We start from the raw sequence: 25,370 nt of genomic DNA, 5'->3' as shown, positions 1-25,370 counted from the left end.
ACACCCGCCCCAGACGCTCCACGCGGATGACCGGACCGGTCCGTCCGGGCCGGTAGACAGGACGCCATGAGCACCACGGACACCCGCCCGCATCCGCACGACGGGGTCCGGACTGCCGTGGCGATCTCGGCCACCAGCACGCCGGTGCTCTCCTACGCCCTCGCGCACAACCGCGTCCCGGTCGTGTCGCGGCTGGCGTTCACCAACCACGGCGCGGCGGTCCGCGGCGCCACCGTGCGCCTGGGCGTCCAGGACGCCGAGGGCCCCATCGGCAGCCCGGTCGAGCTGCTGGTCGACCTCGACGCCGGCACCACCACCGTGCTCAGTGACGTCGGCCTGGTCATGGACCCCGCCGCGATGCTGCAGATCGAGGAGCAGCGGCCCGGGTCGATCGAGATCGACGTCGCCGTGGACGGCGTGGACGTCGCCGGCACCGCCGTCCCGGTGCAGGTGCTCGCCGCCAGCCAGTGGCTGGCCACCCCCGTGCCGCTGGCGCTGGAGATGCTCGCCGCGCACGTGCTGCCCAACCACCCCGCGGTCACCGCGCTGCTGGCCGAGGCCGCCGCGGTGCTCGAGGAGCGCACCGGCGACCCGTCGGTGCAGGGCTACCAGGCCGGCCCCGAGCGGGTCGACGCGATCGTCGCCGCGATCGCCGCCGCCGTGCGGGCCCGCGGCATCCGCTACAGCGAGCCCCCGGCCAGCTGGGCCGACATCGGCCAGAAGGTGCGCACCCCCGGCGACGTCCTCGACGGCCGGGTGGGCACCTGCCTGGACACCGTCGTCGTGCTCGCCGCCGCCCTCGAGGCCGCCGGCGTCCGGCCGCTGCTGTGGGTGGCCGAGGGGCACGCCTTCCTCGGCTACTGGCGCGAGGAGCGCACCGCCGAGAGCGCGGCCACCACCGACGTCGCGCCGCTGGTCAACCTGGTCGACCTCGGCCTGGTGCGGCTGGTGGAGACGACGCTGCTGACCAGCCGCAGCGCCGAGGAGCCCGACGCCGACCGGCTGCACCGCGCCGCCTACGACGCCTGGCTGCCCGGCACCCTCGACCGCGTCGTCGGCGTCACCGACGTCCACCGCGCCCGCCGCGACGGCATCCTGCCGCTGCCCGCCCGCACCCGCGGCCCGGACGGCTCGGTGCAGGTCATCGAGTACCGCGCCGCCGAGCACGACCCCACCGCCCGCCCGTCCGGCCGGCACGCCGCCCCGGTCGCCGGCGGCCGCCCGGGCGTGCCGCCGCGGGTGCAGCAGTGGAAGAACAGCCTGCTCGACCTCAGCCTGCGCAACCGGCTGATCAACTACACCGAGGGCGCCGGCCTGCCGCTGGTCGTCCCGGACGCCTACCTCGCGGGCCTGGCGGACCTGCTCACCGGCGACGACGCCCTTACCCTGCTGCCGGGCGACCGGCTGGCCGCCGTGCACGTCGAGCGCGGCGTGCGCTCGGCCCGCGAGCTGCCGGTCGGCCTGCTCGGCGAGGCGCTGGTCGACCGCCGCACCGTGCACGCCGACGTCACCGAGGGCGGCTACCTGCCGCGGCTGCGCGGGCTGGCGCACCGGGCGCGGACCGTCCGCGAGGAGACCGGCGCCAACAACCTCCACGTCGCCATCGGCAGCCTGGCCTGGGAGCTCGACGGCCGCTCGCTGCGCTCGCCGCTGGTGCTGCTGCCGGTGGTCCTCTCCCCCGCCGGCCGCACCGGCGTCTACCGGCTCACCGCCGACGAGTCCTCCGCCGCCAGCCCCAACTGGTGCCTGCTGGAGAAGCTGCGCCAGGTGCACGGGCTGACCGTGCCGGGGCTGGACGGCGAGGGCGTCGACGTCGACACCGCGCTGACCGCCGTCCGCCAGGCGCTGGCCGACGCCGGGCTGCCGTTCCGCGTCGAGGCCACCGCCGACCTCGCCGTCCTGCAGTTCGCCAAGTACCGGCTGTGGCGCGACCTCGACGAGCACTGGGCCGAGCTCACCGCCAACCCGCTGGTGCACCACCTCGTGCACGCCCCGACCGAGGCGTTCACCGACCCGGTGCCGGCCGCGGCCGCCGACGTCGACCTCGACGAGCTGGCCGCCCGCTGCCCCGTCCCCGCCGACGCCTCGCAGCTGCGCGCGGTGGCCGAGGGCGTCGCCGGGCGCACGTTCGTGCTCGAGGGCCCGCCCGGCACCGGCAAGTCGCAGACCATCACCAACCTGCTCACCCGCGCGGTCGCCGACGGCAAGCGGGTGCTGTTCGTGGCCGAGAAGCGGGCCGCGCTCGACGTCGTCGCCCGGCGGCTCGAGGCGGTCGGCATGGGCCCGTTCGCCCTCGACCTGCACGACCGGGGCGCCCGCGCCGCGGAGGTCCGCGCCCGGGTGCGCGCGGCGCTGGACCACGCCGTCGCCGTCGACGAGCAGGGCCTGGCCGCCGACGGCGACGACCTGCGCGCCGCCCGCCGCACCCTGGCCCGCTACGCCCACCGGCTGCACGCGCCGAACGCCGCCGGGCTGTCCTACTACTCCGCGCGGACGGCGCAGCTCGCGCTCGGCGACGACGTCCCGCAGCTGCCGGTGCCGCAGACCTTCGCCGCCGCCGCGTCCGCCGCGACGCTGGCCGAGGTGCGCCGCGCGCTGGCGCTGCTGCCCGACGTCGCCGACCTGGTCCGCCCCTCCCCGCGGCACCCGTGGGCGTTCGTCGACACCGCGCGGGTCGACCTGCGCGCCGCCCAGGCCGCCGCCGCCGAGGTCGACGCCGCCATGCGCGCGCTGCCGGCCGAGGAGCACCTGGCGCGGGCGCTGCGCGAGGTGCGCACCCCCGGCGACCTCGACGACCTCGCCCACCTGCTGTCCGGTCCCGCGGTGGGTCTCGACGTCCTCGACGAGGTGCCGACCGAGCGCTGGACGACCGCGACGACGACGGTGCTCGGCGAGGTCGCCGCGTTCACCTCCGCGGTCCACCCGGGGCTGGAGCTGGCGACCTCCGAGGCGCTGGCGCTGCCGCTGGCCGACCTCTACGTCGCCGCCCAGACCGCGCAGGCCGCCCGCTGGTGGGCCCGCCGGCAGGGGCTGCGCGCGGTGCGGGCGCAGCTCGCGCCGGTGCTGCGCCCGGGCGTGACGGTCAAGCTGCGCGACGTCGCCGAGCTCACCGCGTCGCTGTGGCGGCTGCAGACCGCCGCCGCCGGCATCGCCGCCCGCGCCTCGGTGATCCCGGGGCTGTCGGTGCCGGCCGGCTGGAACCCGCTGCTGGAACCCACGCTGCTCGACGGGCAGGTCGCCTGGCTGCGCCGCGCCGGCGCGGTCGTCGACAGCGCCCGCGAGTTCGCCGTCGCGCTGCGCCGCTACGTCGTCGCCGGGCCCGGGCCGGACGCCGCCGCGGCCGCCGCCGTCGTCCGGCTGCGCGACGGGCTCGACGCCCTGCTGCGGGTCTGCTCCAGCACCCCGGCCGCGCTGGCCGCCTGGTGCGGGGACGACGGCGTGGTGCTGCGCTGGGCGATGACCCGCCCCGAGCGCGGCGTCGAGCACAGCGGGCTGATCTCGCTGCGCCGGTGGGCGGAGTTCCTCGACACCCTCGAGCCGCTGCGCGCCGCCGGGCTGACCGAGGCCCGCGCCGCGCTGGTGTCCGGCCGGCTGCCCGCCGAGGACGCCCCGCGCGCCTTCGAGCACGGCCTGGCCGCCGCGTCGACGGCCGAGCGCCGCGCCGCCACCGGGCTGGACGGCTTCGACGAGGCCGCGCACGGCAAGGCGATCACCCGGTTCACCGCCGCCTCCCGGGCGGTGCGCCGGCACCTGGCCGCCGCGCTGCCGGCCGAGGTGCTGGCCGGCCGGGACCTCCGCGACGCCGGCGACCGGCTCGGCGCGCTGCAGCGCGAGCTCGGCCGCTCCCGCCGCGGGCCGGGCGTGCGCGCGCTGCTGGCCGAGTACGGCGACCTGGTCACCGCGGTCATGCCGTGCGTGCTGGTCAGCCCCGACTCGGTGGCGCGGTTCTTCCCCGCCAAGGCCGGGCTGTTCGACCTGGTGGTCTTCGACGAGGCCTCGCAGATCCGCGTCGCCGACGCCGTCGGCGCGCTGGGCCGGGCCAGGGCCGCCGTGGTCGTCGGGGACAGCGAGCAGATGCCGCCGACGTCGTTCGCCGAGCCGGTGTCGGTCCTCGACGACGAGCTCGCCGAGCTGCTCGGCACCGCCGTCGAGGACGAGGAGTCGATCCTCTCCGAGTGCGTGCAGGCGCGGGTGCCGCGGCACTGGCTGTCCTGGCACTACCGCAGCCAGGACGAGTCGCTGATCGCGTTCAGCAACGCGCACTACTACGAGAACCGGCTGTCGTCGTTCCCGGCGCCCACCCATGGGCGCCCCTCGCCCGACGTCGACGGCCGCGGCATCTCGCTGGTCCGGGTGCAGGGCACCTTCCACCGCTCCGGCGCCGGCCGGCTGCTGCGGACCAACCCGATGGAGGCCAAGGCCGTCGTCGCCGAGGTCCGCCGCCGCTTCGACGCGGGTACGGGCGGAGATGCCACAGCGGTGCCGTCGATCGGCGTGGTGACCTTCAACGCCCAGCAGCGCGCCTACATCGAGTCGCTGCTGCGCGACGCCGGCGACGAGCGGCTGACCGAGGCGCTGGACCGCACCGACGGCGAGGGCCTGTTCGTCAAGAACCTGGAGAACGTGCAGGGCGACGAGCGCGACGTCGTGCTGTTCTCCACCGGCTTCAGCCCCGACGACCGCGGCGTGCTGCCGCTGAACTTCGGCCCGCTCAACCGGGTGGGCGGCGAGCGCCGGCTCAACGTGGCGATCACCCGCGCCCGGCGGCAGGTCGTCGTGTTCTCCTCCTTCGACCCGTCGGCGCTGCGCGCGGAGCAGACCTCGTCGCTGGGCATCAAGCACCTGCGCGCCTACCTCGACCTGGCCGCGCTCGGCACCGACGCGCTGCCCCGTGAGGCGCGGCGGCCGTCGGTGCCCGACCGGCACCGCGAGGAGATCGCCGCGGCGCTGCGCGAGCGGGGGCTGGCGGTGCGCACCGACGTCGGCCTGTCGGAGTTCCGCGTCGACCTGTCCGTGGCCCGGGCTTCGGCGCCGGAGAGCCCGGTCGTGGCGGTGCTGCTCGACGGCCCCGAGTGGGCGCGCCGGCGCACCGTCGGCGACCGCGACGGCCTCCCGGTCGAGGTGCTGTCGGGGATGCTCGGCTGGCCCGTGGTCGAGCGGGTGTGGCTGCCCTCGTGGCTGCGCGACCGCGACGCCGTCCTCGACCGCATCGTCGCCGCGGTGGCCGCGGTCCCCGGGCCGGCGCCCGCTGCCCCGGCCGCCGCGCCGGCCGTGGTGGACGACGTCCCGGCCCCCGTCGTCGAGCTCCGCGTCGCCGAGCACCCCGCCGCCGAGGCGGAGCCGGATCTCGAGCCCGAGCCGGAGCCCGCCGCCGAGCCGGAGGGCCGCGGACTGCCGACGCTGCGCTCGATGGTGTCGGCCGCGGTGACCGCGCTGCCGGTGCCGCGGCACGCGCCGGTCGAGGCGCCGGTGGTGACGACGCCGGTGACGCCGGTGCCGCTGACCGTCGTCCCCGACCCCGTCGAGGAGCCCGCTCCCTCGCCGGAGCAGCGGTTCCGCGCGTGGGCGCCCAAGCCCGCGGGCGACCGCAAGGTCCTCGACAACCTGGCCGACCCGCGCAACGCCCGCCTCGTGAAGCGGGTCCTGACCGCCGGGGTCAAGGCCGAGGGGCCGGTGCACCGCGACCGCCTCGTCCGGCTGGCCGCCGGCGCGTTCGGGCTGACCCGGGTGAGCGAGGCCCGCCGCGACGCGCTGCTGGCCCTGCTGCCCGCGGGCGCCCTCGACGGCGAGGTCGTCTGGCCGGACACGCTGGACCGGGAGACCTGGACCGCGTTCCGTCGCCAGGCCACCAGCACCGCGCGCCCGCTCGAGCAGGTGCCGGTGCAGGAGGTCGGCAACGCGATGGTCGCCCTGTGCCGCACGTCCGGCGGGCTGACCCAGGACGAGCTGTTCCTGCGCACCGCCGAGGTGTTCGGCTACCGCCGCCGCACGCCGTCGCTGGCACCGCTGCTCGCCGAGGCGCTGGCCCGGGTCACCGCCGCCGGCCGCGTCACCACCGGCGACGACGGCCGCCTCACCGCCTAGCCGACCTGTTCTGCGGGTCCTCGTGCTCTGCCCCCACGGGCGGGGCAGAGCACGACCGTCCGCAGGAGCACCCCCGGCCGCGGGCAGGATGGGGCACCGTGAGCACCGCCGGGACGACCGAGGCGACCGCGATCCGGGACTTCGCCGCCGACGTGCGGGACGCCGTCGGCCGGCTCGCCGGGGTCGCCGAGCGCACGCCGCTGCAGCGCAACGAGCGGCTGTCCGCGCTCACCGGCGCCGACGTGTGGCTCAAGCGCGAGGACCTGCAGGTCGGCCGCTCGTACAAGGTGCGCGGCGCGTACAACACGATCAGCCGGCTCGACGACGCCGCCCGCGCCGCCGGCGTGGTGTGCGCGAGCGCCGGCAACCACGGCCAGGGCGTCGCGTACGCCTGCCGGGCGCTCGGCGTGCGCGGCGCCGTCTTCGTGCCCGGCACGACGCCGCGGCAGAAGCGCGCCCGCATCCGGGCCCTCGGCGGGGACACGGTCGAGCTGGTCGTCACCGGCGACACCTACGACGACGCCGCGGCCGCCGCCGCGGCGCACGCCCGCACCAGCGGCGCCACGCTGGTCCCGGCCTTCGACGCCTGGCCGGTCGTCGTCGGGCAGGCGACCGTCGCGGTGGAGGTGCTCGACCAGCTCGGCGGCCACGCGCCCGACGTCGTCGTCCTGCCGCTCGGCGGCGGCGGGCTGCTGGCCGGCTGCGGCACCTGGCTCGCCCAGGCGAGTCCCGGCACCCGGCTGGTCGGGGTGGAGCCGGCGGGCGCGGCGAGCATGGCCGCGGCCCTGGCCGCCGGGCGGCCGGTCGAGCTGCCGGAGATCGACACCTTCGTCGACGGCGCCGCGGTCCGGCGGGCCGGCAGGGTCACCCATCCCCTGGTGCGCGACTGCGGCGCCGAGCTGGTCGCCGTCCCCGAGGGGCAGGTCTGCACCGAGATGCTCGACCTCTACCAGGTCGACGGGATCATCGCCGAGCCCGCGGGCGCCCTGGCCCCCGCCGCGCTCACCGGCGGCACCGTGCCGGTCGAGCCGGGGCAGACGGTGGTCTGCGTGCTGTCGGGCGGCAACAACGACGTCAGCCGGTACGCCGAGGTCATCGAGCGCTCCCTGGTCCACCAGGGGCTCAAGCACTACTTCCTCGTCGAGTTCCCGCAGGAGCCCGGCGCGCTGCGCCGCTTCCTCGACGACGTGCTCGGCCCCGACGACGACATCGTGCTGTTCGAGTACGTCAAGCGGGACAACCGGGAGACCGGCGCCGCGCTCACCGGCATCGAGCTGGGCACCGCCGCCGCACTGCCCGGCCTGCTCGACCGGATCGCCGCCAGCCCGCTGCGCATCCAGCACCTGGCGCCGGACTCCCCGGCCTACCGCTACCTCGTGCGCGGCGGAGGGCTGGGCTAGACCCGGGCCAGCCCCACCACGGTGACGTCGTCGGTGCCCGCCGGGTCCAGTGCCGCGACGACGCCGTCCACGACCTCCTGCGGCTCCCCGGCCAGCGTGGCCACCGCCGCGCGCACCGCCTCCAGGCCCTCGGGCAGCGGGCGGTCGCGCCGCTCGACCAGCCCGTCGCTGTAGAGCAGCAACCGGTCGCCGGCGTCCAGCCGCAACCCCACCTCGGGGTAGTCGGCGTCGTCGAGCAGGCCGAGCGCCGGCCCGCGGCCGTCGGCGACCAGCCGCGCGGCGCCGTCGTGGGCGTGCACGGCGGGCAGGTGCCCGGCGTTGGCCAGCGCCAGCGCGCCGCTGACCGGGTCCAGCTGCACGACCAGGGCGGTCGCCATCTCCCCTGGCAGCAGCGCGGCGACCAGGCGGTTGAGCTCGGCCAGCGCCGCGGCGGGGCCCTCGTCGCGCAGCAGCGCGGCGCGCAACGCGTGCCGCAGCTGGGCGGTCACCGACGCGGCGGTCAGGCCGTGCCCGGCGACGTCGCCGAGCACCACGGCCAGCCGGCCGCTGGGCAGCGGCACCAGGTCGTACCAGTCGCCGCCGACGACGTCGGCCTCGCTGGGCCGGTACCGCGCGCCGAGAGCGACGCCGGGCACCTTGGGCAGCTCCTCGAGCAGCAGGGTGCGCTGCAGCGCGGCCGACAGCCGGTCGTCCTCGCCGGCGCGGGCGAGCACAGCCGCGCCGAGGTGGCCGGCCAGTGCGCGGGCGGCGGCGACCTCGTGCTCGTGCCACGGGCGGGCGGTGCCGCGCACGGTCTCGGTCCAGCGGGTGAACGACCGGCGCGGGGACAGCCGCCCGTCGGTGACCTTCGACGTGTGCGGGTCGCCGCCCCAGCTGACCTCGCGCGGGGTCTCGGGGCGGAACCAGGCGAGGAAGTCGCCGCGCCCGCCGCCGACCTCGACGGCGAGCACGCCGCTGGCGTCCTCGGCGAGGTCGGCGAAGCCGGGCAGCGCGAGGGTGAGCCGGTCGGTCGCGCCGCCGGCCCGCAGCACCGCGGGGACGACGGCGGCGACCCGGTCGGCCGGCGGGGTGCGCCCGAGCAGGTGCAGCCGCCCGTCGAGGCGGACCGCGGCGCCGGCGACGGGCAGCAGGTCGAGCGCGGTGAGGTCGCCGTCGACGAGCGCGGCGGCGGGGGTGCGCGGCGTGCGGCCGATCGCCGACACCAGCTCCGCCTCCCGCTGCGCGACGGCGACCACCCGGTCGCGCTCGCCGGCCTCGACGGTGGTGTGCAGCAGCAGCGAGGCGGTGCGGCCGAGGAACTCCGCGGCGGTGCGGTCGGCGTAGGAGGGGCGGTGCGCGCCGCTGTAGCCGTGGCAGGAGATCAGACCCCAGAGCTTCCCGCGGTCGACGAGCGACACCGACATCGACGCGGTGACGCCCATGTTGGCCAGGTACTCCAGGTGCACCGGCGAGACGCTGCGCAGCATCGCGCCGGACAGGTCCAGCGGCCGCCCCGTCCCCGGCACCAGCGGCGGCTCCAGCGGCACCGGCGTGTAGGTGGCGTCGGGGATCAGCCGCATCCAGTTGGTCGCGTAGAGGGCGCGGGCCTGGGCGGGGATGTCACTCGCCGGGTAGTGCAGGCCGAGGAAGGGCTCGAGGTCCGCCCGCCGGTCCTCGGCGACCACCTCGCCGTTCCACTCGGCGTCGAAGCGGTAGACCATCACCCGGTCGAAGCCGGTCAGCGCCCGCACCTCGCGGGCCAGGACCGCGGTCAGCCCCTCCAGCGACGTCGGCGCGGACAGCCGCTGCAGCACCGTCGGCAGCCGCCGGTGCCAGGCCGCGCCGGCCTGCTCGGCGCCGGCGACCGGCTCCCACTCGGTGACCAGCAGGTCGCCGCTGCGGGACAGGACCAGGTCCAGCTCACTGCCGCCCGGCGCCACCCGCAGCGGGTCGGCCTCGGCGAGGTCCCCGGCCAGCGCCGCCCGCAGCCGGTCGAGCTCGGCGGGGGTGAGCAGGTCGGCCAGCGTGCGGCCGGTGGGGTCGGTGCCGAGGACGTCGGCGGCGTTGGCCGAGGCGACGACGACGGCGAGGTCGGGCTCGGTGACGGCGAGAAGCGCGCCGTGCGGCTGGATCGCCCCGGGGACCGCGATCGGCTCCTCCGCGCAGCGGGCGAGCGCCTCGTCGTCGACCGTGCGGCGGAGCGGGTCGGGAGCCGGGGACGGCGGGTGCGCGGCGGGGCTCTCGGTCGCGGTCATCGCGGCCGACCCTACGACCCGACCTCCCCGTCGGTCAGGCTCGCCGCCTCGACCACCGGCACCAGGCGGGACAGCTCCAGCAGGTCGATGACCAGCCGGACCGGCGTGTTCTCCCGCGGGCAGACCACCTGCAGCGCGGTGCCGGCCGCGGCGGCGGCCCGGGCGGTGCGGGCGAGCTGGCGGGCGCCGGAGGAGTCCAGGAAGGTCGTGTCGGTCAGGTCGACCACCAGCGCCCGCGGCGAGCGGGACAGCTCGGCCTCGACGCACTGCGCCAGCCGATCCACCGTCGCGATGTCCAGTTCACCGCGTACCCTCAGCGCGGGCCGCCCGTGCACCGCCACGCGGTCGACGGCGAACAGCACGATGGCTCCCTCGGTACTCGGAACGGACCCGAGGAGCGTACGCGCCGTCACGGGAGGGGGCTCGGCATGGACATCGCGTTCACCGTCCGGCTGCCCGTCGACGTCGACAGCGTGCCCTTCGTCCGCGGCCTGTGCCGGCAGGCGCTCGACCACCTGCGGATCGAGCGGGCCGTCGTGGAGGAGACGACGCTCGCGCTCACCGAGGCCTGCGCGAACGTCGTCCAGCACGCCGGGGACCACGCCGAGTACCAGGTGTCGGTGGAGATCGACCGGGCGCTGTGCCGGATCACCGTGGTCGACGACGGCACCGGCTTCGACCCCGAGGAGGCGGTCGCCCGGGCCGGTCTCGACGGCGAGCGCGGTGCGGGGCTCACGCTCATGCAGGCGCTGGTCGACCGGCTGGACTTCCGCCGCGACCCCGACGGCCGGCACTGCGTCAGCCTGGAGAAACGGCTGACCACCCGCCCGTCGCTGCGCCTGCTCGACCGCAACCGGCCCTAGGCCGTCCTCTCCCGCGGACGCTCGTGCTCTGCACACACCCGTGTGCAGAGCACGACTACGCGTCGAGGGGGTTGGCCCGCGCCCGGGCGGCGAAGCCGTTCGCGGAGAACCGCCCGGCGAGCGAGTCCGGCTTGCGGCGGGCCTGGTCCTCGAAGCAGGCGACGAACTCGCCGATGAGGCCCAGCCGCGGGTACTCGGCGAGGACGGCGGCGCGCAGGTCCGCGGGCCAGGCGTCCGGGTCGCGGCCGGAGATGTCGAGGCCGGTGGCCAGCTCCAGCAGGTGCCCCTCGGGGTCGGCGGCGACGTCGACCTCCGGCGCCATGTGCGCGACGACGATCTCCGCGACCCGGCGCCGCCGCGCGGCCGGCCAGCCCGCGCCCGCGGCGAACACCCAGCCGACCGCCCCGCCGGCCTCCTCGAACGGCAGGGTCGCGCTGTCGAAGACCGGCACCAGACCGAGGTCGTGGACCATCGCGGCGACGAACAGCAGCTCCTCGTCGAAGGCGATGCCGTGCCGGTGGGCGTGGTCGGCGGCCCAGAGGTAGGAGCGCAGGCAGTGGTTCACCAGCGCCGGTGAGCTGAACTCCTGCACCACCTCCCGCGCGAGGAGGCAGGCGGCGGTGTCGGGCAGGGCGGGGAGGGAGGCGGTCACGGTCGGCGAGTGTGCCGCCGCCGGGACCGCCGTCGGGCCCTGCTCCCCCGCCCGCCGCGCACCCTGGCAGGTCCGTTGCGGAACCCGGCAGGGACGGTGTCCTGACGAGGGCTGTCACGCCGAGGGCGTCAGCTCCCTCACCCGCTCGACGAGCCCGCCGGCGCAGGCGTCGATGAACCCGTCGGGGTCCGGGCCGACGTTCTGCAGGACGAGGTGGTCGAAGCCGGCGTCGACGTAGGGCTGCGCCTGCTGCAGGTGCTTCTCGAGGTCCGGCCCGACGGAGAACTGCCCCCGGATGTCGTCCTCCTTCACCGTCTGGCTGGCGGCGTCGAAGTTGACCGGGTTGGGGAGCTCGCTCATGACCTTCCAGCCGGTGAGCGCCCAGCGGCTGGTCCTCAGCGCCTCCTGGACGGCGGACTCCTCGTCCTGCGCCCACGCCATCGGCACCTCGGCGTAGAGCGGGCCCTTCCCGCCGGCGTCGCGGAAGGCACCGACCAGGTCCTCGCGCGGCTCGGTGGCGAACAGCCCGTCGCCGTACTCGGCGGCCAGCTGCGAGGCGTTGGGCCCGCCGCTGGCCACCGCGATCACCGGGAGCTCGTCGGGCAGGTCGAAGACCTGGGCGTCCTCGAGCTGCAGGTACTTGCCCTCGAAGGTCTGGTAGCCGCCCTGCCACAGCTGCCGGATGATCTGCAGCGCCTCGCGGAGCATCTCGTGCCGCACGTGCACCGCCGGCCAGCCGGTGCCGACGACGTGCTCGTTGAGCCGCTCACCGGCGCCGATGCCGAGGGTGAACCGGCCCTCGGCGAGGATCTGCACCGTCGCCGCGGCCTGGGCGATGACCGCGGGGTGGTACCGGATGATCGGGCACGTCACGCCGGTGACCAGGCCGATCCGCTCGGTCTTCGCGGCCATCGCGCCGAGCATCGACCAGGTGAAGCCGCTGTGCCCCTGGACGTCGAGCCACGGGTGGTAGTGGTCGCTCATCTCGACGAAGTCGAAGCCCGCCTCCTCGGCCCGCACCGTCTGGCGGACGATCTCCTCGGGCGGGAAGGCCTCGGTGGCGAGCTTCAGTCCGACCTGCATCGCGCGCGTCCTCACTGTCGGGTCCAGCGGTCGCACGAGGGCTGCCCGGGCCCCGCGGAACGGAAACGGCACGCCGGATTCCCGGACCGCCGGTGCCGGCGGCCCGGGAGGTGCCTCCCCGGCTCAGCCCGGGACGACGTCGAGCCGCAGGCCGAGCTGCTGCAGGAGGGTGAGCTGGTCGAAGTAACCGACCACGCGCGTGATGCCCGCCGGCCCGGTCTCGATCAGGTCGACCCCGGTCAGGTCGACCCGGCGCTCGGTCGGCGCCGGCAGGCCCGGCAGCACGCCGCTGTTGGTGCCCTGCAGGCGCCAGCGGACGTACGCCCGGGAACCTTCGCCGATGACGTCCTCGACGGTCAGCCTCAGGTCCGGGAAGGCCGCGAGGAAGCCGGAGACGAACCCGGCGACCGCGCCCTTCGGGAGGGGCTCCGGCAACGAGGGGTCGGTGTAGACGCCGTCGTCGGCGAAGGTCGCGGCGACGGCGTCCCCGTCGTGGTCCTGCCAGCCGCGCAGGTACCGCTCGGCCAGCTCGGCGGCGCCGAGTGTCGTGGTCATCCCGGTCTCCCCTCGGTCGGTGGACGGGCACCGCGGCGCGGACGGGGGCCGCCGCGCGCCACGGCGGGTGGTCGCGCGAGGGTGCCGAGGCTAGTGCCGCGCGGCTCGGAAGCCGAGGGAGTTCCCCGCCGTGGGGTCCACGGGTAATCCGGTCGCGCCGCGCGAGCCGAGCGCGTTGACTGCCCCGGCCCGAACGGCAGAGACGGCCATTTCTGCCGCCATCCCTGGAGACGGAAAGGACCATGGAGGAGATCAGCGAGCGCCTGCTCAGCTGGGCGTCGATCCTCGAGGACGCGACCCGCGAGCAGGCCGAGCGCACCGCCTCGCTCCCGTTCATCCACCCGCACGTGGCGCTGATGCCCGACGCCCACCTGGGGCTGGGCGCGACCGTCGGCTCGGTCATCCCGACCGACGGCGCGATCATCCCGGCGGCGGTCGGGGTGGACATCGGCTGCGGGATGATGGCCGTGCGCACCCAGTTCACCGGCGACGACGTCCGCGGCCGCAACCTCGCCGTGCTGCACGAGCAGATCGCCCGCGCCGTGCCCCTGTCGGCCGGCCGCGCCAACCGGAAGGTGCGCGAGACGGCCGCGCCGCGGATCGAGGAGCTCCGCGCACTGCCGGGCGCGGACCAGGCCGACGGCGTCGTGCGCGACTGGCCGCTGCAGCTCGGCTCGCTCGGCTCGGGCAACCACTTCATCGAGGTGTCCCTCGACGAGGCCGACCGGGTGTGGCTGTTCCTGCACTCGGGCTCGCGCGGCGTCGGCAACAAGCTGGCGTCCACGCACATCCGGGTGGCGCAGGAGCGCACGCGGGCCCGCGGCGTCGCCGTCCCCGACCGCGACCTCGCCTACCTGGAGGAGGGCGAGCCGGAGTTCGACGCGTACATCGAGGCGCTGCACTGGGCGCAGCGGTTCGCCGCGCTCAACCGCGAGGAGATGATGGACCGCGTCGCCGACCAGGTGTCGCGGTTCCTCACCGAGGAGGTCCGGCGCGAGCAGGTGGTCCAGTGCCACCACAACTACACCGAGCGGGAGACCCACTACGGCCGCGAGGTGTGGCTGTCCCGCAAGGGCGCGATCGCCGCGCGCCGGGGGCAGTGGGGGCTCATCCCCGGCTCGATGGGCGCGGCGTCCTACGTCGTCGTCGGGAGGGGCGACGCCGCGTCGCTGACCTCGGCGCCGCACGGCGCCGGGCGGGCGTTCTCCCGGTCGGCCGCGCGCAAGCGGTTCAACCGGGCCGACCTCGACCGGCGGATGGCGGGCATCGCCTGGGGCCGCTCGGACGCCTTCCTCGACGAGCACCCCGAGGCGTACAAGGACATCGACGTCGTCATGGCCGACGCCGCCGACCTGGTCGAGGTCCGGCACACGCTGCGCCAGGTGGTGAACGTCAAGGGCGACTGAGTCCCCTGCCGCGTGCTCGTGCTCTGCCCCGCCGGTGTGGGCAGAGCACGAGCACGCCGGAGCACCCACCCGAGGAGCCCGCCGACTTTCCGTGCCACCTGGGCTCCAGCAGAGTGACGGCGTGACGACGTCGATCGAGGCCGCGGCGCTCGAGCAGGTGGCGCCGGGGGTCTTCGCCTACGTGCAGCCCGACGGCAGCTGGATGATCAACAACACCGGCGTCGTCACCGGCGACGACGGCACGGGGCTGATGGTGGACACCACCTCGACCGAGGCCCGCAACCGCGCGCTGCTGGCCGCCGTCGGGTCGGTGGCGCCGGGCCGGCTGCGGGCGCTGGTGAACACCCACCACCACGGCGACCACACCTTCGGCAACTGGCTGGTGCCCGCCGAGACCCCGGTCGTCGGGCACGTGCACGCGCGGGAGGACCAGCTCGCCGCCGGGCTGCTGGCCGCGCAGGTGCTCACCGGCCCGGACTACGGGCACCTGGAGGTGCGCCCGCCCGACCTGACGTTCACCGGCGGGCTGACGTTGCACCTCGGCGAGCGGGCGGTGGAGCTGCACGCGGTCGGGCCGGCGCACACCCGCGGCGACGTCGTCGTCTGGCTGCCGGCGCAGCGGGTGGCCTTCGCCGGCGACGTCGCGTTCGCCGGGGGTCAGCCGTTCCTCGCCGAGGGCAGCGTGGCCGGCTACCCGCGGGCGGTCGAGGCGCTGCGCGCGCTGCAACCCCACGTGCTCGTGCCCGGGCACGGCCCGGTGTGCCGCGGCGAGGAGGTCCCCCGGCTGCTCGACGAGCTCGCCGGCTACGCCGCCTTCGTCGCCGCGACCGCGCGCGAGGGGCACGCGGCCGGGTGGTCGCCGCTGGAGACCGCCCGCCGGCACGCCGACAACCCCTACGCCGGGTGGCAGGAGTCCGAGCGGCTGGTCGGCAACCTGCACCGGGCCTACGCCGAGCTCGACGGCCGGCCGCCGGGCGAGCGGCTGCCGCTGGCCGAGATCTGGCCGGACATGGTGGCGTTCCACGGCGGCCCCATCGGCTGCCGGGCGTGAGGGAGGAGAGCTGATGCGCTGGGTCACCTACGTGTCGCCGTCCGACGGCGCGGAGCGGGCCGGGCTGCTGCGCGACGGGCAGGTGCACGGGTTCGACGCCGCGCTGGCCGACCTGCTGCCCGACCTCGCCGCGGCGGCGGAGCGCACCCCGGCCGAGGTGGTGCCCGAGGACGGGCTGGTACTGCGCGCACCGGTGCCGCGGCCCCCGTCGGTCCGCGACTTCCTGTCCTTCGAACAGCACGCGCGCAACGCCGCGGCCGCGTTCGGCCGGGAGGTCTCGCCGGTCTGGTTCCGGCAGCCGGTCTTCTACTTCACCAACCCGGCGGCGGTGCGCGGGACCGGCCAGCCGGTGCCGGTCTCCCCCGGCTCGGCGGCGTTCGACTACGAGGTGGAGGTCGCCGCGGTCGTCGGCCGGGCCGGGTCGGACCTCACGCCGGAGCAGGCCGAGGCCGCGATCGCCGGCTACACGGTGTTCGTCGACTGGAGCGCCCGCGACGTGCAGGGCGTGGAGTCACAGGTCGGCCTCGGCCCGGCCAAGGGCAAGGACGGCGCGACGACGCTCGGCCCCGTCCTGGTGACCCCCGACGAGCTCGAGCCGTACCGCTCGGGCGCCGGCTACGCGCTGCGGATGGCGGCCGCGGTCGACGGCGTCGAGCAGGGCGGCGGCAACTGGGCCGACATCCGCTGGTCGTTCGGGCAGATGCTCGCCTACGCCTCGCGCGGCACCGAGCTGCGGCCCGGTGACGTCGTCGGCAGCGGCACGGTCGGGACCGGGTGCCTGCTGGAGCTGCGGTCGCTGCACGGCGAGGAGCGGCACCCGTGGCTGCGGCCGGGCGTGGAGGTCGCGGTGACCGTCGAGCGGATCGGCACGGTGACCGCACCGATCGTCGCCGGCCCCGACCTGGTCCCGCTGGGTCCCGCGGCGGCCGCGCGGGCCTAGGGCGGAGCCTGCCCGCGCTCCGGGGCCACTGTGACCCCGGAGCGCGGACACGCGCCGGTTCAGTCCTCCGCCCGGCCCATCCCGGTGCCTTCGGCGGCGCCGGGGAAGCCGGGGCGGTCTCCGCTCCCCATGGGCCCCTGGGCAGCGCGGGGTCCCTGCTCGGGTGCGTCGTCGGCGACGCCGTTCTCGTCGGGGTGCTCACCCGGCAGCACGTGGTCGTCGGTGCGGCCGTCGGAGCCGCCGTTCGGCGGACCCTGGGTCATCGCGGACCTCCTCAGCCGTGCTCCGACCGGACGGCTGGGCTCGCCCCGGTCGGAGCACGGGGTACCCGTCCCGCCGCCCCGGACACGGCTCGGGCGGTCGCCGTCCGCTCGGGGACGGGTGGTCAGGGGCAGCTCTCCTCGAGCTTCACGACGCCGAGGTCGATGGCGCCCTCGACGTCGCCGGTGACCCGCTGGCCGGCCGGGACGTTCTGCGTGCAGACCTTCCAGTTGGCGTCGAGCACCTGGTTGCGCGTGCCGAGCAGGTCATGGGACAGGCTGAGGAAGACGCCGTGGGTCTGGATCAGGTCCTGGGCGTCCTGCAGGGTCATCCCGACCACCGACGGCATGGCGAAGTCGACCACCGGCGCGGCCGACGTGGTCGGGGTCGCGGTGGTGCTCGGCACGACGGCCGGCGGCGGGGCGCTGGAGACGGGCGGGACGGCCGGCTGCGGGCTCGGCGTGGCGGTCACGGTCTCGGTGACCGCGGTGGTGCTCGCGGCCGCGGTCGCCGGCTCGTCGTCGTCGCCGCCACCGAGCGCGGCGCCGATGGTGCCCACGACGAGGACCAGCGCGAGGACGGCGAACCAGGGACGCAGGTAGACCGGCGTCTCCTTCTCCTCCGGAGGCGGGGGGAGGAATCCGGGCAGCGGGCCCTGCGGCGGCTGCCAGGGCTGGCCGGGCGGCGGTCGGGTCATCGGGACACCCCGTCGTGCTGGAGGGACCCGCGGCGGGCGCGGCGGCACCGCTGTCGCGGGAGGAACCGCGGGAGCGTGCCACGGGGGGACACCGGTCCCCGGGACATCCGGGACGGCGTCGTCGCGGAACGGTCACGGGACGCCCCCGTCGCCCCGCCGGTCTCCCCGGACACGCCGCGGCCCCCGTCCCGGGCCGGGACGGGGGCCGCGATCGATCGGGACCGCGGGTCAGTAGCCGCGACCGGACTGGCCCTTGCCGCCCTTCGCGTTCTTGGCCTGGAAGTCGCGGACGAACTGCTTGATCTTGGCCTGGTTCTGCGGCTTCCGGAGCTCCTGGACGACCTTGGCGGCGACGCCCGAGGCGATCAGGTTCCTCATCATCCCCATGGGGGGCTCCCTCCTCTCGGTTACTGCATCGGGTGCCCCGACAACGGGCGGCGCAACCGTCGCGATCCCGGCTGTGTCCCCCGATCCGGTCGTGGCGGGTCGTTGACGGGCTGTACGGGCACACCGCCGGCTCCTTTCTCCTCCGCCGCGGCGTGTCGGCGCCGTCCCTCCGGATCTCGCACGGCGGGGGCGCCGGCTCCGGTCCTGGTGAGGCGGGCGATTCGGATCCGCTGCCCGCGTCAAGTCCGCGACCGGCGTCCGGGCGTGGCGCGACTCCGGTCCGGTTGAGTGCTGCAACCCCCGTCCCTACCGTCGTCGCGGTCCGGCCGGGACCCACCGTCACGCCCCCTGTGTGACACCCGCCGGACACGCCGAACCGGACGCCGGCAACTCAGCCGGCACCGGGCCGGGGACCCACGTGAGCACTGGGGTGAAGCGCGCTCCGTCGCGCCGGGCGACTCCTCCGTCCGAACCCGTCAGCTAACCCGGTAGGCGATCGCGGAGAACAGGAGAACCGTCGTCGATGACGACTGCACGCACGTCCACCGCCCGTCGCTCGTTCCGCGGCATCGCCGTCGCGGCCATCGCCGGAGCCGGCATCGCCCTGTCCCCCCTGCCGGCGTCGGCCTCCACGGGCGGTGGCGGTACCGGGACGGTCGCCGCCGCACCGGCGCCCGCTCCCAACGGGGCGGCCCAGACGGCCGTCGACACCGCCCTCGCGCAGGTCGGTGACCGCTACGTCTACGGCGCGACCGGCCCCGACAGCTTCGACTGCTCGGGCCTGACCAGCTACTCCTACCAGGCGGCGGGCGTCTCGATCCCGCGCACCTCGAAGGCCCAGTCGACGTTCGGCACCCCGGTGGCGAAGGCCGACCTCCAGCCGGGTGACCTGGTGTTCTTCTACAGCCCCGTGTCGCACGTGGGCATGTACATCGGCAACGGCCAGATGGTCCACGCCTCGACCGCCGGCAAGCCGGTGGCCGTGGTCGACCTGGACTCGATGCCGGAGTACGCGGGCGCGCGCCGCGTCGCCTGACGCACGGAACGGTGCCCCCGGCCGGCTCGCCCGGCCGGGGGCACCGACCCATCCTCGGGTGGTGACCGCCGCCGATCCCCCCTGGCCGCGGCCGGCCGGCTCCGGTCCGGTGGTGGCGGTCGGCAAGCTCGTCGCCGACCAGCTGCTCGTGCTCTCCGCACCCCTGGTGATCGGCGGCCAGCAGCGCGTCGGGCGGACGACGACGGCCGGCGGCGCGCCCGCCAACGTCACCGCCGGCGTGGCCCGCCTGGGTGCGCCCGCGCGGCTCGCGGGCTGGGCCGGCGCCGACCCGCTCGCCGACGGGCTGCTGGCCGGTCTCGCCGGGCGCGGCGTCGAGATCGCGGTGGTCCGCCGCGGCCGCGCGCCGCTGGCGACGGTGCTCGTGCACCCCGACGGCGAGCGCACGGTGCTGACCGACCGCGGGGAGGGCGGCCTGGAGCCGGCCGACGTCCGCCGGGAGTGGTTCGCCGGCGCGGCCGTCGTCCACCTCGACGGCTACGACCTGCTGCGCTACCCCGACGCGGTGCGGGCCGCCGCCGACACGGCGCACGACCTCGGGGTGCCGGTGAGCGTGGACGTCGCCGCTGCCGCCCGGATCTCTGCCCACGGCGTGGGTGCCTACGCCGACCTGCTCACCGGGCTGCGTCCGGACGTGCTCTGCTGCAACGCCGCCGAGGCCAGCGCCCTGGGTCTGGACGGCGACCGGCCCGCCTGCGCGCCGCCGCTGGTGCTGGTTCACGCCGGCGCTGCCCCGACTCGGGTCGTCACGGTGGCGGGCACGGTGGAGGTGCCGGTCGAGCCGCTGCCCGCAGGTGGGCTCCGCGACACGACGGGCTGCGGCGATGCGTTCACGGCGGGGCTGTTGACCGGCTGGCGCGCGGGTGCGTCCGTGCTGGACGCCGTCCGGGCCGGTCATGCGGCGGCCGCCGTGGTGGCCGGAGTGATCGGCGCTCAGCCGCCGCAATCGGGCCGCTGACCTGCGGATTCATGCTGCGTGCGAGTGTCGGATCGGCTAGACTTCGATCATGTGTTCGGAGGAGCCGGGCGGCGGTGACGTCCTCGACGACGTCGCTGCGCTGGTCGCCGAGCGCCACCGGATCGACGCCCGCCTGGCGCGGGCGGTGCGGGCCGCGGAGCTGTCCCAGGCGCCCGAGCGGGACGGGCTGAGGTCGATGGCCTCGTGGCTGCGCGGGCACTGCCGGCTGTCGACGGTGGAGGCCTCCCGGCTGGTGCGCAACGGCCGGGCGCTGGAGCACCTGCCGGCGCTGGCCGAGGCGCACGAGACGGGGCTGGTGTCGGCCGAGCAGGTCGCGGTCGCGGCGCGGGCGGTGACCCCCGAGCGGCTGGCCTCGGCGCTCGAGCAGGGCGTGGACCTGGCGGTGATCGACGCGGTGCTCACCGGCGTGGCGGTCGAGCGGCAGCACTCCGATCTGGTCCAGGTGGTGCAGCACTACTGCAACGACCTCGATCCCGACGGGCCCGAGCCCGACCCGACCGAGGGCCGGTCGCTGACGCTGGCCAGGCACGCCGACGGCTCGCTCTCCATCCGCGGGCACCTGGACGCGGTGGGCGGGGAGAAGCTGCAGACCGCGCTGGAGGCGCACGTGCAGGCCGACCGCCCCGCCGGGGACGACCGCACCCGCGCCCAGCGCCTCGGGGATGCGCTGGTCCAGGTCGCCGACAACGTGCTGGCGGCCGGGAGCCTGCCGCTGCTGCGCGGGCACAAGCCGCACGTGGTGGCGCGGATCGACCTCGCTGACCTGGCCGCTCCGGGCACCGGTCGCAACGCCGCCACGCTGGGCTCGGGAGTGACCATCTCCGCCGCCCGCGCCCGCTGGCTGGCCTGCGACGGCACGATCTCCCGGGTGGTGTTCGGTCCCGACGGGGTACCGCTGGACCTGGGCCGGGAGCAGCGGCTGGCCAGCCCGCACATCCGCCGCGCCGCCGAACTCCGCGACGGCGGATGCGTGTTCGCCGGCTGCGGCGCCCCGACCTGGTGGTGCGACGTGCACCACCTGGTGCACTGGATCGACGGCGGCGACACCAGCCTGGAGAACTCGGCGCTGCTGTGCGAGCGCCACCACACGAAGGTCCACCACGGCTTCCGCGTCGAACGACAACCGACCGGCACCTGGCGCACCTACCGACCCGACGGGTCGGCGATCACCGTCCCGACCCCACTCCTCGCCCCTGTCGCTTGACGCGTCCGGACTACGCGGGGTCCAGGCTCCGACCGAATCAGAGGACCGTCCTCTCGTTCAGTCGTTCCTGCGCATGCACCGGCAAGGCGACGTCGATGAACAGCTCACTCAATGCGTAGTAGCCACCGCGGACCGAGCGAGCATCAACGATGGCGTGAGCCGTGGCTGTGTCCAGCTCCAGCCGGGACGCGATGACGGCCGCAGGGGCGGTGTTGATGTCGACGAGGCCGCCGTCGTCGTATCCCCGCCCGAGATCGGGACGACCGATCCCCAGTTCGCGCGCCAAGGCCGGGTCCCGCATGAACAGCGAGCGCGCCTCGTCCCTCCGACGTCGTGCTTCGAGCGCGCGCGTCATCGCAGGGTCCGCCCCGATCAGTGCGAGCTCGCGTTCGTAGACGTGACTGCGCAACCGCTGCAGACGGAAGCACGCGACGACCAGCAGAACCAGGACGACGAACGCGAGCGCATCGTTCAGCCACTCGGGCCCGGCCCCCGCGGTCCTCCCGGGACGATCGTCGGACAGCAGGTTCCCTGCCAGGATGAAAGCGACGCCCCAGCCGCTGTAAGCGATGGCCCAGAGACGTGCAGATGCATCGCGCAGTCGACCCGCTGCATGCCAGAACGGGATGGCCGCGAAGACGCCGGCCGAGAACACGGTGACGAGGAGGTACCAGCTGCCGGGCCCGCGCCAGGCCCGGACGCCACCGGGTCGTTGGGATGTCATTCCTCTCCCTGCTGTGGATCAGTACTTGACGCCGAGGAACCGCTCGGCGCAGCTCATGCACAGGCCGGTGTTGTCGTGGACGTGCTCGCGGGCGTTGACCTCGCGGCACATCGGGCACCAGCGGAACGTCCGACGGCGCCGACGGGCGATCTCCTCGGCTGCCGCGGCGAGGACCTCTGGCTCGAAGAGGACCTCCTCCGCCTGGAAACTCCGGTCGGCGACGAACTCCCACACCAACGGCCACACCCCGTGCCACCGGGGTTCGGGACGAGCGAGAGTGAAGACGAAGCCGTCCCAGCCGACCGCCACCTGCGCCGGCCGCCCGGAGACGAACCAGCGCTGGTACCCGAGGAGTTCGGGCCCCACGGGACTCGACGTGTCGACCTCCTGCCAGCCGGCACCCAGCGCCCGCACCAGAGCGCTGACCGGCACGCCGAGCAGCGAGGCCAGTGCGGCGTCGTCGGACGTGGACGGCTCGGGCTCCCGGTCGTCCGGCAGGTCGGCGCTCACCGCGCCATCTCGGCCAGGCGGCACATGGCGTTGACCTGGCGCAGTTGCTCCGGCGTCCGGACCGCGGCGTCGAGCAGCAGCGGGCTCATCACCACCACCGCCAGCGCCTTCGCCCGCGACACCGCCACGTTGAGCCGGTTGAGGTCGTAGAGGAACGACACCCCGCGCGGCGCCTCGTCGGCCGACGTCGACGTCGTCGAGTAGACGACGACCGGCGCCTCCTGCCCCTGGAACCGGTCGACCGTCCCGACGCGCGCCCCGTCGGGCAGCAGCGAGCGGATCAGCGCCACCTGGTTGTTGTACGGCGCGACGACGAGCACGTCGTCCGGGCCGATCGGCCGCTCGGCGCCCTCGGCGTCCACCCAGCCGACGCCCTGCAGCGACTCCCAGACCGCGGCCACCTCGGCCGCCTCCTCCATCGAGGACGCCGACGCGGCCACCGTGTGCTCCACGTACCGCACCGCCAGCCCGGCCCCGGACACCAGCCCGCCCGGCCGCACCGTGATCCGCTCCCGCAGCGGCGCCGACTCCAGCCGGCCTTCGTACGCGAGGTCGGACACGAACGCGGTCAGCGCCGGGTGCATCCGGTAGGTCGTGTCGAGGAAGACGCCCCGGCCGACCGGCACGGTCGGGTGCCCCTCCAGCAGGTGCTCCAGCGCCGAGAGCCCGGACTCGCCGGGGTGCACGCCCTGCGTGGGCTGGGCCAGCTGCTGCGGGTCACCGAGCAGCACCAGCGACCGGGCCGAGCGCGCCACCGCCACCGCGTTGGCCAGCGAGAACTGCCCCGCCTCGTCGACGACGAGCACGTCGACGGCCTCGGCGAGGTCGGGCTGCGTCCAGAACCACGCCGTCCCGCCGACCAGCGACACGTCGCCGTCCAGCAGCCGGGAGGCGACCTCCCTGCCGTCCTTCGACCACTCCACGCCCGGCGCGCCGCAGGCCTGCTTCTCCTCGCACTTCTGCAGCGCCGGCCGGCCGACGGCGGACAGCACGTTGCCGATCACCGCGTGGGACGTCGCCGTGACGCCGACCTTCTTGCCGGCGTCCAGCAGCGCCCGGATCAGCCGCGACGCCGCCCGCGTCTTGCCGCTGCCCGGCGGGCCCTGCACCGCGAGCACCTCGCCGTCGAGCCGCAGCCCGAGCCGGACGACGGCGTCGCCGGCCTCCTCGTCCGGCAGGCGGCGGCAGTCGGCCGGCACCCGCCGCTCGAGCAGCGCCTGCCCGAGGCAGTCGCGCCCCTCGAGGACGTCGGACGCGGTCGCGGCGATGGCCGCGCGCATGCCCTTGTCGTCGAGCGGGCCGCTGGGCCCGAGCCCGCGCGGGGTCGCCGGGACCTTGGCCGTCTTGACGACGACCCGCCCGGCGACGGCGTCCAGCGCGACGACGGTCCCGACGCTCACCCGCTGGTCGACGTCGACCGCCGTCGACCCGACCGCGAGCTTCGTGTCCTGCGGCGGGAAGCGGTACTCGTAGAGCTTCGAGCGCTTCTCCTGGCCGACCTCGACGGGCGCGGTCAGCCGGCCGAGCGCGGTGCCGTCCTCGACGAGCGCGTCGTCGTCGAGCTCCTTGCGGGCGAAGTACTCCCACCAGCCGGGGCGGGCCTCGCGGCGATGCCACTGCACGAGGTCGCCGAGCAGGCCGTGCCCCGCGTCCTTGAGCCGATCGACCAGTGCCAGCTCGGCGAGGTCGGACTCGGTCCGCTCGGTCGGGCCGGTGGCCTCCGACACCAGTGGGCGGTCCTGGCCGCCGAACTCCCGCTCGAGCTCCTCGCGCTGGGTCTCCAGCCAGTCGTGCAGCTCGCGGGTCGAGTCGACGTCGTCCTTGTTGTAGTCCTCGATCGCCTTCAGGCGGGCGTCGTCGCGGTCGGCGAGCCACTGCTCGTAGGCGATGACGCTGCTCATCGCGTCGGCGACGTCGCCGGTGTGCTGCCGGCCGTAGAACGCCTCGACCTTCTTGATCGAGTACGAGCCCTTGCTGATCCGCATCGACTGCTTGACGACCGGATAGAGGTCGACGAACCGCTCGTTGCGCAGCAGCTCGTCGAGCTCCGCCTCGCGGACGCCGTACCGCCCGGTCAGCCGCTTCAGCGCGCTGACCTCGTAGGCGGCGTAGTGGTAGACGTGCATGCCGGGGTCGGCGTCCCAGGCCGCGATGATCAGGCCGATGAGGTCGGCGACCATCTGCTTCTCGGCGGCGGGGTCGTGCGCCCACAGCGCGGTGAAGCTGCCGTCCCGCCGTCCGACGCCGGCCAGGTACTCCAGGCCTGCGCCGTCGGCGGAGTGCGGGTCGCCCTCGAAGTCGAGGTAGAGGTCGCCGGGACTGGGCGCGGGCAGCCGCAGCAGGCCAAGGTCCTTGACCGGCGGGAGCAGGGTGCGGCTGGGGACGCCGGTGCGGCGCTCGTCGAGCTGCTGGCGCGCCTGCTCCTGCACCCGGGTGCGGGTGGCCGCGCCGATGCGGGTCGCCTTGAGCGTCTCGGGCGAGGCGTCGGCCAGCTGCTCGAGGGTGGTGATGCCGGCGGCGCGCAGGGCGTCGCGGGTGTCGCGGCGCATGCCGGCGACGAGGCTGAGGTCGTCGGCGTCCTGCAGCTCGGCGTCGCACTTGGGCTTCCACGTGCACTGGCTGCAGTAGGGGCCGGGGACCGGCTCGGTGGCCGGCGGGTCGGCGACGAAGGCGGTCAGCCGGGCGCGGGCGCGGCGGGCGTAGGCGGCGACGTCGACCAGCCGCCACGGGTTGGTGACGCCGTCGCCGGTGACGACGCAGACGCGGTCGGGCTGCCTGCCCTGGAGGACGGCGAGCCGCTCGGCGTAGGTGGCCATCTGCAGCAGCGCGGGCACCTTGACGCGGCGGGCGAGCTTGGCGTCGGCGACCTCGTACGACCAGTCCCCCAGCGCCGAGGGGGTGGGCACCTTCAGGAGGAAGTCGGCCGCGCCGCCCCAGACGCCGTCGAAGAACGCGGCCTGCCAGATGACGTCGACGCCGTCGCGCATGGCCTGCAGGGTCATCGCCTCGGCCTCGCGGCGGCCCGCGGCGTCGAACCGGGCCGGGATGCGGACGACGCTGCGGCCCTCGGCCTCGAGCGCGTCGAGGTAGCGCAGCTCGTGCTCGGTGCCGAGGTCGGCGATGAGCGCGGCGTGGTCGCCCGGGCCCTCGGCGAGCGGCTTGAGCCGGCCGTCGGCGACGGCGAGGTCGAGCGTCGTGAGGTGCGCGCAGGCCTGGTGGCGGGTCAGGTCGGTGGGGCTCAGGACCAGGGAGCCGTCGGTGCGGTACATCGAGACGGGACGGTCTC

The 25,370-nt window shown here is 75.8% G+C and carries 20 protein-coding genes and 1 riboswitch; of the genes, 9 read left to right on the top strand and 11 right to left on the bottom strand.

Going from position 1 to position 25,370, the window contains the following annotated elements; genetic code table 11:
- The first annotated feature begins 66 nt into the window (after positions 1–66).
- Together ACI796_RS02565 and ilvA are read left to right on the top strand one after the other, a co-directional pair.
- Positions 67–6,084: a DUF4011 domain-containing protein gene (locus tag ACI796_RS02565; protein ID WP_456939697.1), complete on the top strand. Its 6,018-nt coding sequence runs from the start codon at positions 67–69 to the stop codon at positions 6,082–6,084.
- A gap of 98 nt (positions 6,085–6,182) precedes the next feature.
- Entirely contained in the window at positions 6,183–7,484 is a 1,302-nt protein-coding gene (ilvA, locus tag ACI796_RS02560) for a threonine ammonia-lyase IlvA (RefSeq protein WP_456939696.1), read from the top strand.
- Here ilvA and ACI796_RS02555 read toward each other — a convergent pair.
- Complete coding sequence (locus tag ACI796_RS02555; RefSeq protein WP_456939695.1) at positions 7,481–9,718, bottom strand: SpoIIE family protein phosphatase; 2,238 nt, start codon at positions 9,716–9,718, stop codon at positions 7,481–7,483. The genes ilvA and ACI796_RS02555 overlap by 4 nt on opposite strands.
- 11 nt (positions 9,719–9,729) lie before the next feature.
- Positions 9,730–10,080 carry an STAS domain-containing protein gene (locus tag ACI796_RS02550; RefSeq protein WP_456939694.1) on the bottom strand — a complete coding sequence of 117 codons (351 nt, stop codon included), beginning with the start codon at positions 10,078–10,080 and terminating at the stop codon, positions 9,730–9,732.
- Positions 10,081–10,146: 66 nt separating this feature from the next.
- Here ACI796_RS02550 and ACI796_RS02545 point away from each other — a divergent pair, with 66 nt between their 5' ends.
- Positions 10,147–10,581 (top strand): ATP-binding protein, encoded by a 435-nt coding sequence (locus tag ACI796_RS02545; protein ID WP_456939693.1) that lies wholly within the window; start codon positions 10,147–10,149, stop codon positions 10,579–10,581.
- Between the two features lie 55 nt (positions 10,582–10,636).
- Here the strand turns inward: ACI796_RS02545 and ACI796_RS02540 are convergent, their stop codons facing one another.
- The 3 genes from ACI796_RS02540 to ACI796_RS02530 form a co-directional block, all read right to left on the bottom strand.
- Complete coding sequence (locus tag ACI796_RS02540; protein WP_456939692.1) at positions 10,637–11,233, bottom strand: HD domain-containing protein; 597 nt, start codon at positions 11,231–11,233, stop codon at positions 10,637–10,639.
- Between the two features lie 114 nt (positions 11,234–11,347).
- Positions 11,348–12,316, bottom strand: a complete 969-nt coding sequence (locus ACI796_RS02535) for a TIGR03557 family F420-dependent LLM class oxidoreductase (RefSeq protein WP_456939691.1) — start codon at positions 12,314–12,316, stop codon at positions 11,348–11,350.
- A 123-nt stretch (positions 12,317–12,439) separates the two neighbouring features.
- Positions 12,440–12,871, bottom strand: a complete 432-nt coding sequence (locus ACI796_RS02530) for an ester cyclase (RefSeq protein WP_456939690.1) — start codon at positions 12,869–12,871, stop codon at positions 12,440–12,442.
- A 242-nt stretch (positions 12,872–13,113) separates the two neighbouring features.
- Between ACI796_RS02530 and ACI796_RS02525 the strand changes: the two genes are divergently transcribed.
- The 3 genes from ACI796_RS02525 to ACI796_RS02515 all read left to right on the top strand — a co-directional run bounded on the left by ACI796_RS02525 (position 13,114) and on the right by ACI796_RS02515 (position 16,268).
- The gene (locus tag ACI796_RS02525; RefSeq protein WP_456939689.1) at positions 13,114–14,277 is read left to right on the top strand and encodes an RtcB family protein; all 1,164 of its coding nucleotides are present in this window, start codon (positions 13,114–13,116) and stop codon (positions 14,275–14,277) included.
- 121 nt (positions 14,278–14,398) lie between these two features.
- The gene (locus ACI796_RS02520; RefSeq protein WP_456939688.1) at positions 14,399–15,328 is read left to right on the top strand and encodes an MBL fold metallo-hydrolase; all 930 of its coding nucleotides are present in this window, start codon (positions 14,399–14,401) and stop codon (positions 15,326–15,328) included.
- A 13-nt stretch (positions 15,329–15,341) separates the two neighbouring features.
- On the top strand, positions 15,342–16,268 hold the full coding sequence (locus ACI796_RS02515) for a fumarylacetoacetate hydrolase family protein (protein ID WP_456939687.1): 927 nt from the start codon (positions 15,342–15,344) through the stop codon (positions 16,266–16,268).
- Between the two features lie 59 nt (positions 16,269–16,327).
- Here ACI796_RS02515 and ACI796_RS02510 read toward each other — a convergent pair whose 3' ends face one another.
- The 3 genes from ACI796_RS02510 to ACI796_RS02500 form a co-directional block, all read right to left on the bottom strand.
- Positions 16,328–16,531 carry a hypothetical protein gene (locus ACI796_RS02510; protein ID WP_456939686.1) on the bottom strand — a complete coding sequence of 68 codons (204 nt, stop codon included), beginning with the start codon at positions 16,529–16,531 and terminating at the stop codon, positions 16,328–16,330.
- A 122-nt stretch (positions 16,532–16,653) separates the two neighbouring features.
- Positions 16,654–17,226, bottom strand: a complete 573-nt coding sequence (locus ACI796_RS02505) for a hypothetical protein (RefSeq protein ID WP_456939685.1) — start codon at positions 17,224–17,226, stop codon at positions 16,654–16,656.
- 228 nt (positions 17,227–17,454) lie between these two features.
- Positions 17,455–17,613: a hypothetical protein gene (locus tag ACI796_RS02500; RefSeq protein WP_456939684.1), complete on the bottom strand. Its 159-nt coding sequence runs from the start codon at positions 17,611–17,613 to the stop codon at positions 17,455–17,457.
- Between the two features lie 359 nt (positions 17,614–17,972).
- Positions 17,973–18,124, top strand: a riboswitch (cyclic di-AMP (ydaO/yuaA leader).
- Positions 18,125–18,136: 12 nt separating this feature from the next.
- Between ACI796_RS02500 and ACI796_RS02495 the strand changes: the two genes are divergently transcribed.
- From ACI796_RS02495 to ACI796_RS02485, 3 genes are all read left to right on the top strand, one after another.
- Complete coding sequence (locus ACI796_RS02495) at positions 18,137–18,649, top strand: C40 family peptidase (protein WP_456939683.1); 513 nt, start codon at positions 18,137–18,139, stop codon at positions 18,647–18,649.
- 61 nt (positions 18,650–18,710) lie between these two features.
- Complete coding sequence (locus tag ACI796_RS02490) at positions 18,711–19,625, top strand: carbohydrate kinase family protein (RefSeq protein WP_456939682.1); 915 nt, start codon at positions 18,711–18,713, stop codon at positions 19,623–19,625.
- A gap of 49 nt (positions 19,626–19,674) precedes the next feature.
- Positions 19,675–20,850, top strand: a complete 1,176-nt coding sequence (locus ACI796_RS02485) for a DUF222 domain-containing protein (protein ID WP_456939681.1) — start codon at positions 19,675–19,677, stop codon at positions 20,848–20,850.
- Positions 20,851–20,887: 37 nt separating this feature from the next.
- On the opposite strand, the gene ACI796_RS02480 is transcribed toward ACI796_RS02485, so the two are convergent.
- From ACI796_RS02480 to ACI796_RS02470, 3 genes are all read right to left on the bottom strand, one after another.
- On the bottom strand, positions 20,888–21,505 hold the full coding sequence (locus ACI796_RS02480; protein ID WP_456939680.1) for a hypothetical protein: 618 nt from the start codon (positions 21,503–21,505) through the stop codon (positions 20,888–20,890).
- Between the two features lie 87 nt (positions 21,506–21,592).
- The gene (locus ACI796_RS02475) at positions 21,593–22,084 is read right to left on the bottom strand and encodes a hypothetical protein (protein ID WP_456939679.1); all 492 of its coding nucleotides are present in this window, start codon (positions 22,082–22,084) and stop codon (positions 21,593–21,595) included.
- Complete coding sequence (locus tag ACI796_RS02470) at positions 22,081–25,353, bottom strand: TM0106 family RecB-like putative nuclease (protein WP_456939678.1); 3,273 nt, start codon at positions 25,351–25,353, stop codon at positions 22,081–22,083. Before ACI796_RS02470 ends, ACI796_RS02475 begins: the two co-directional genes overlap by 4 nt.
- Positions 25,354–25,370 lie beyond the last annotated feature (17 nt).

The sequence above is a fragment of the Geodermatophilus sp. SYSU D00525 genome, from assembly GCF_054050475.1.
This window is presented reverse-complemented; position numbering and strand designations above follow the sequence as displayed.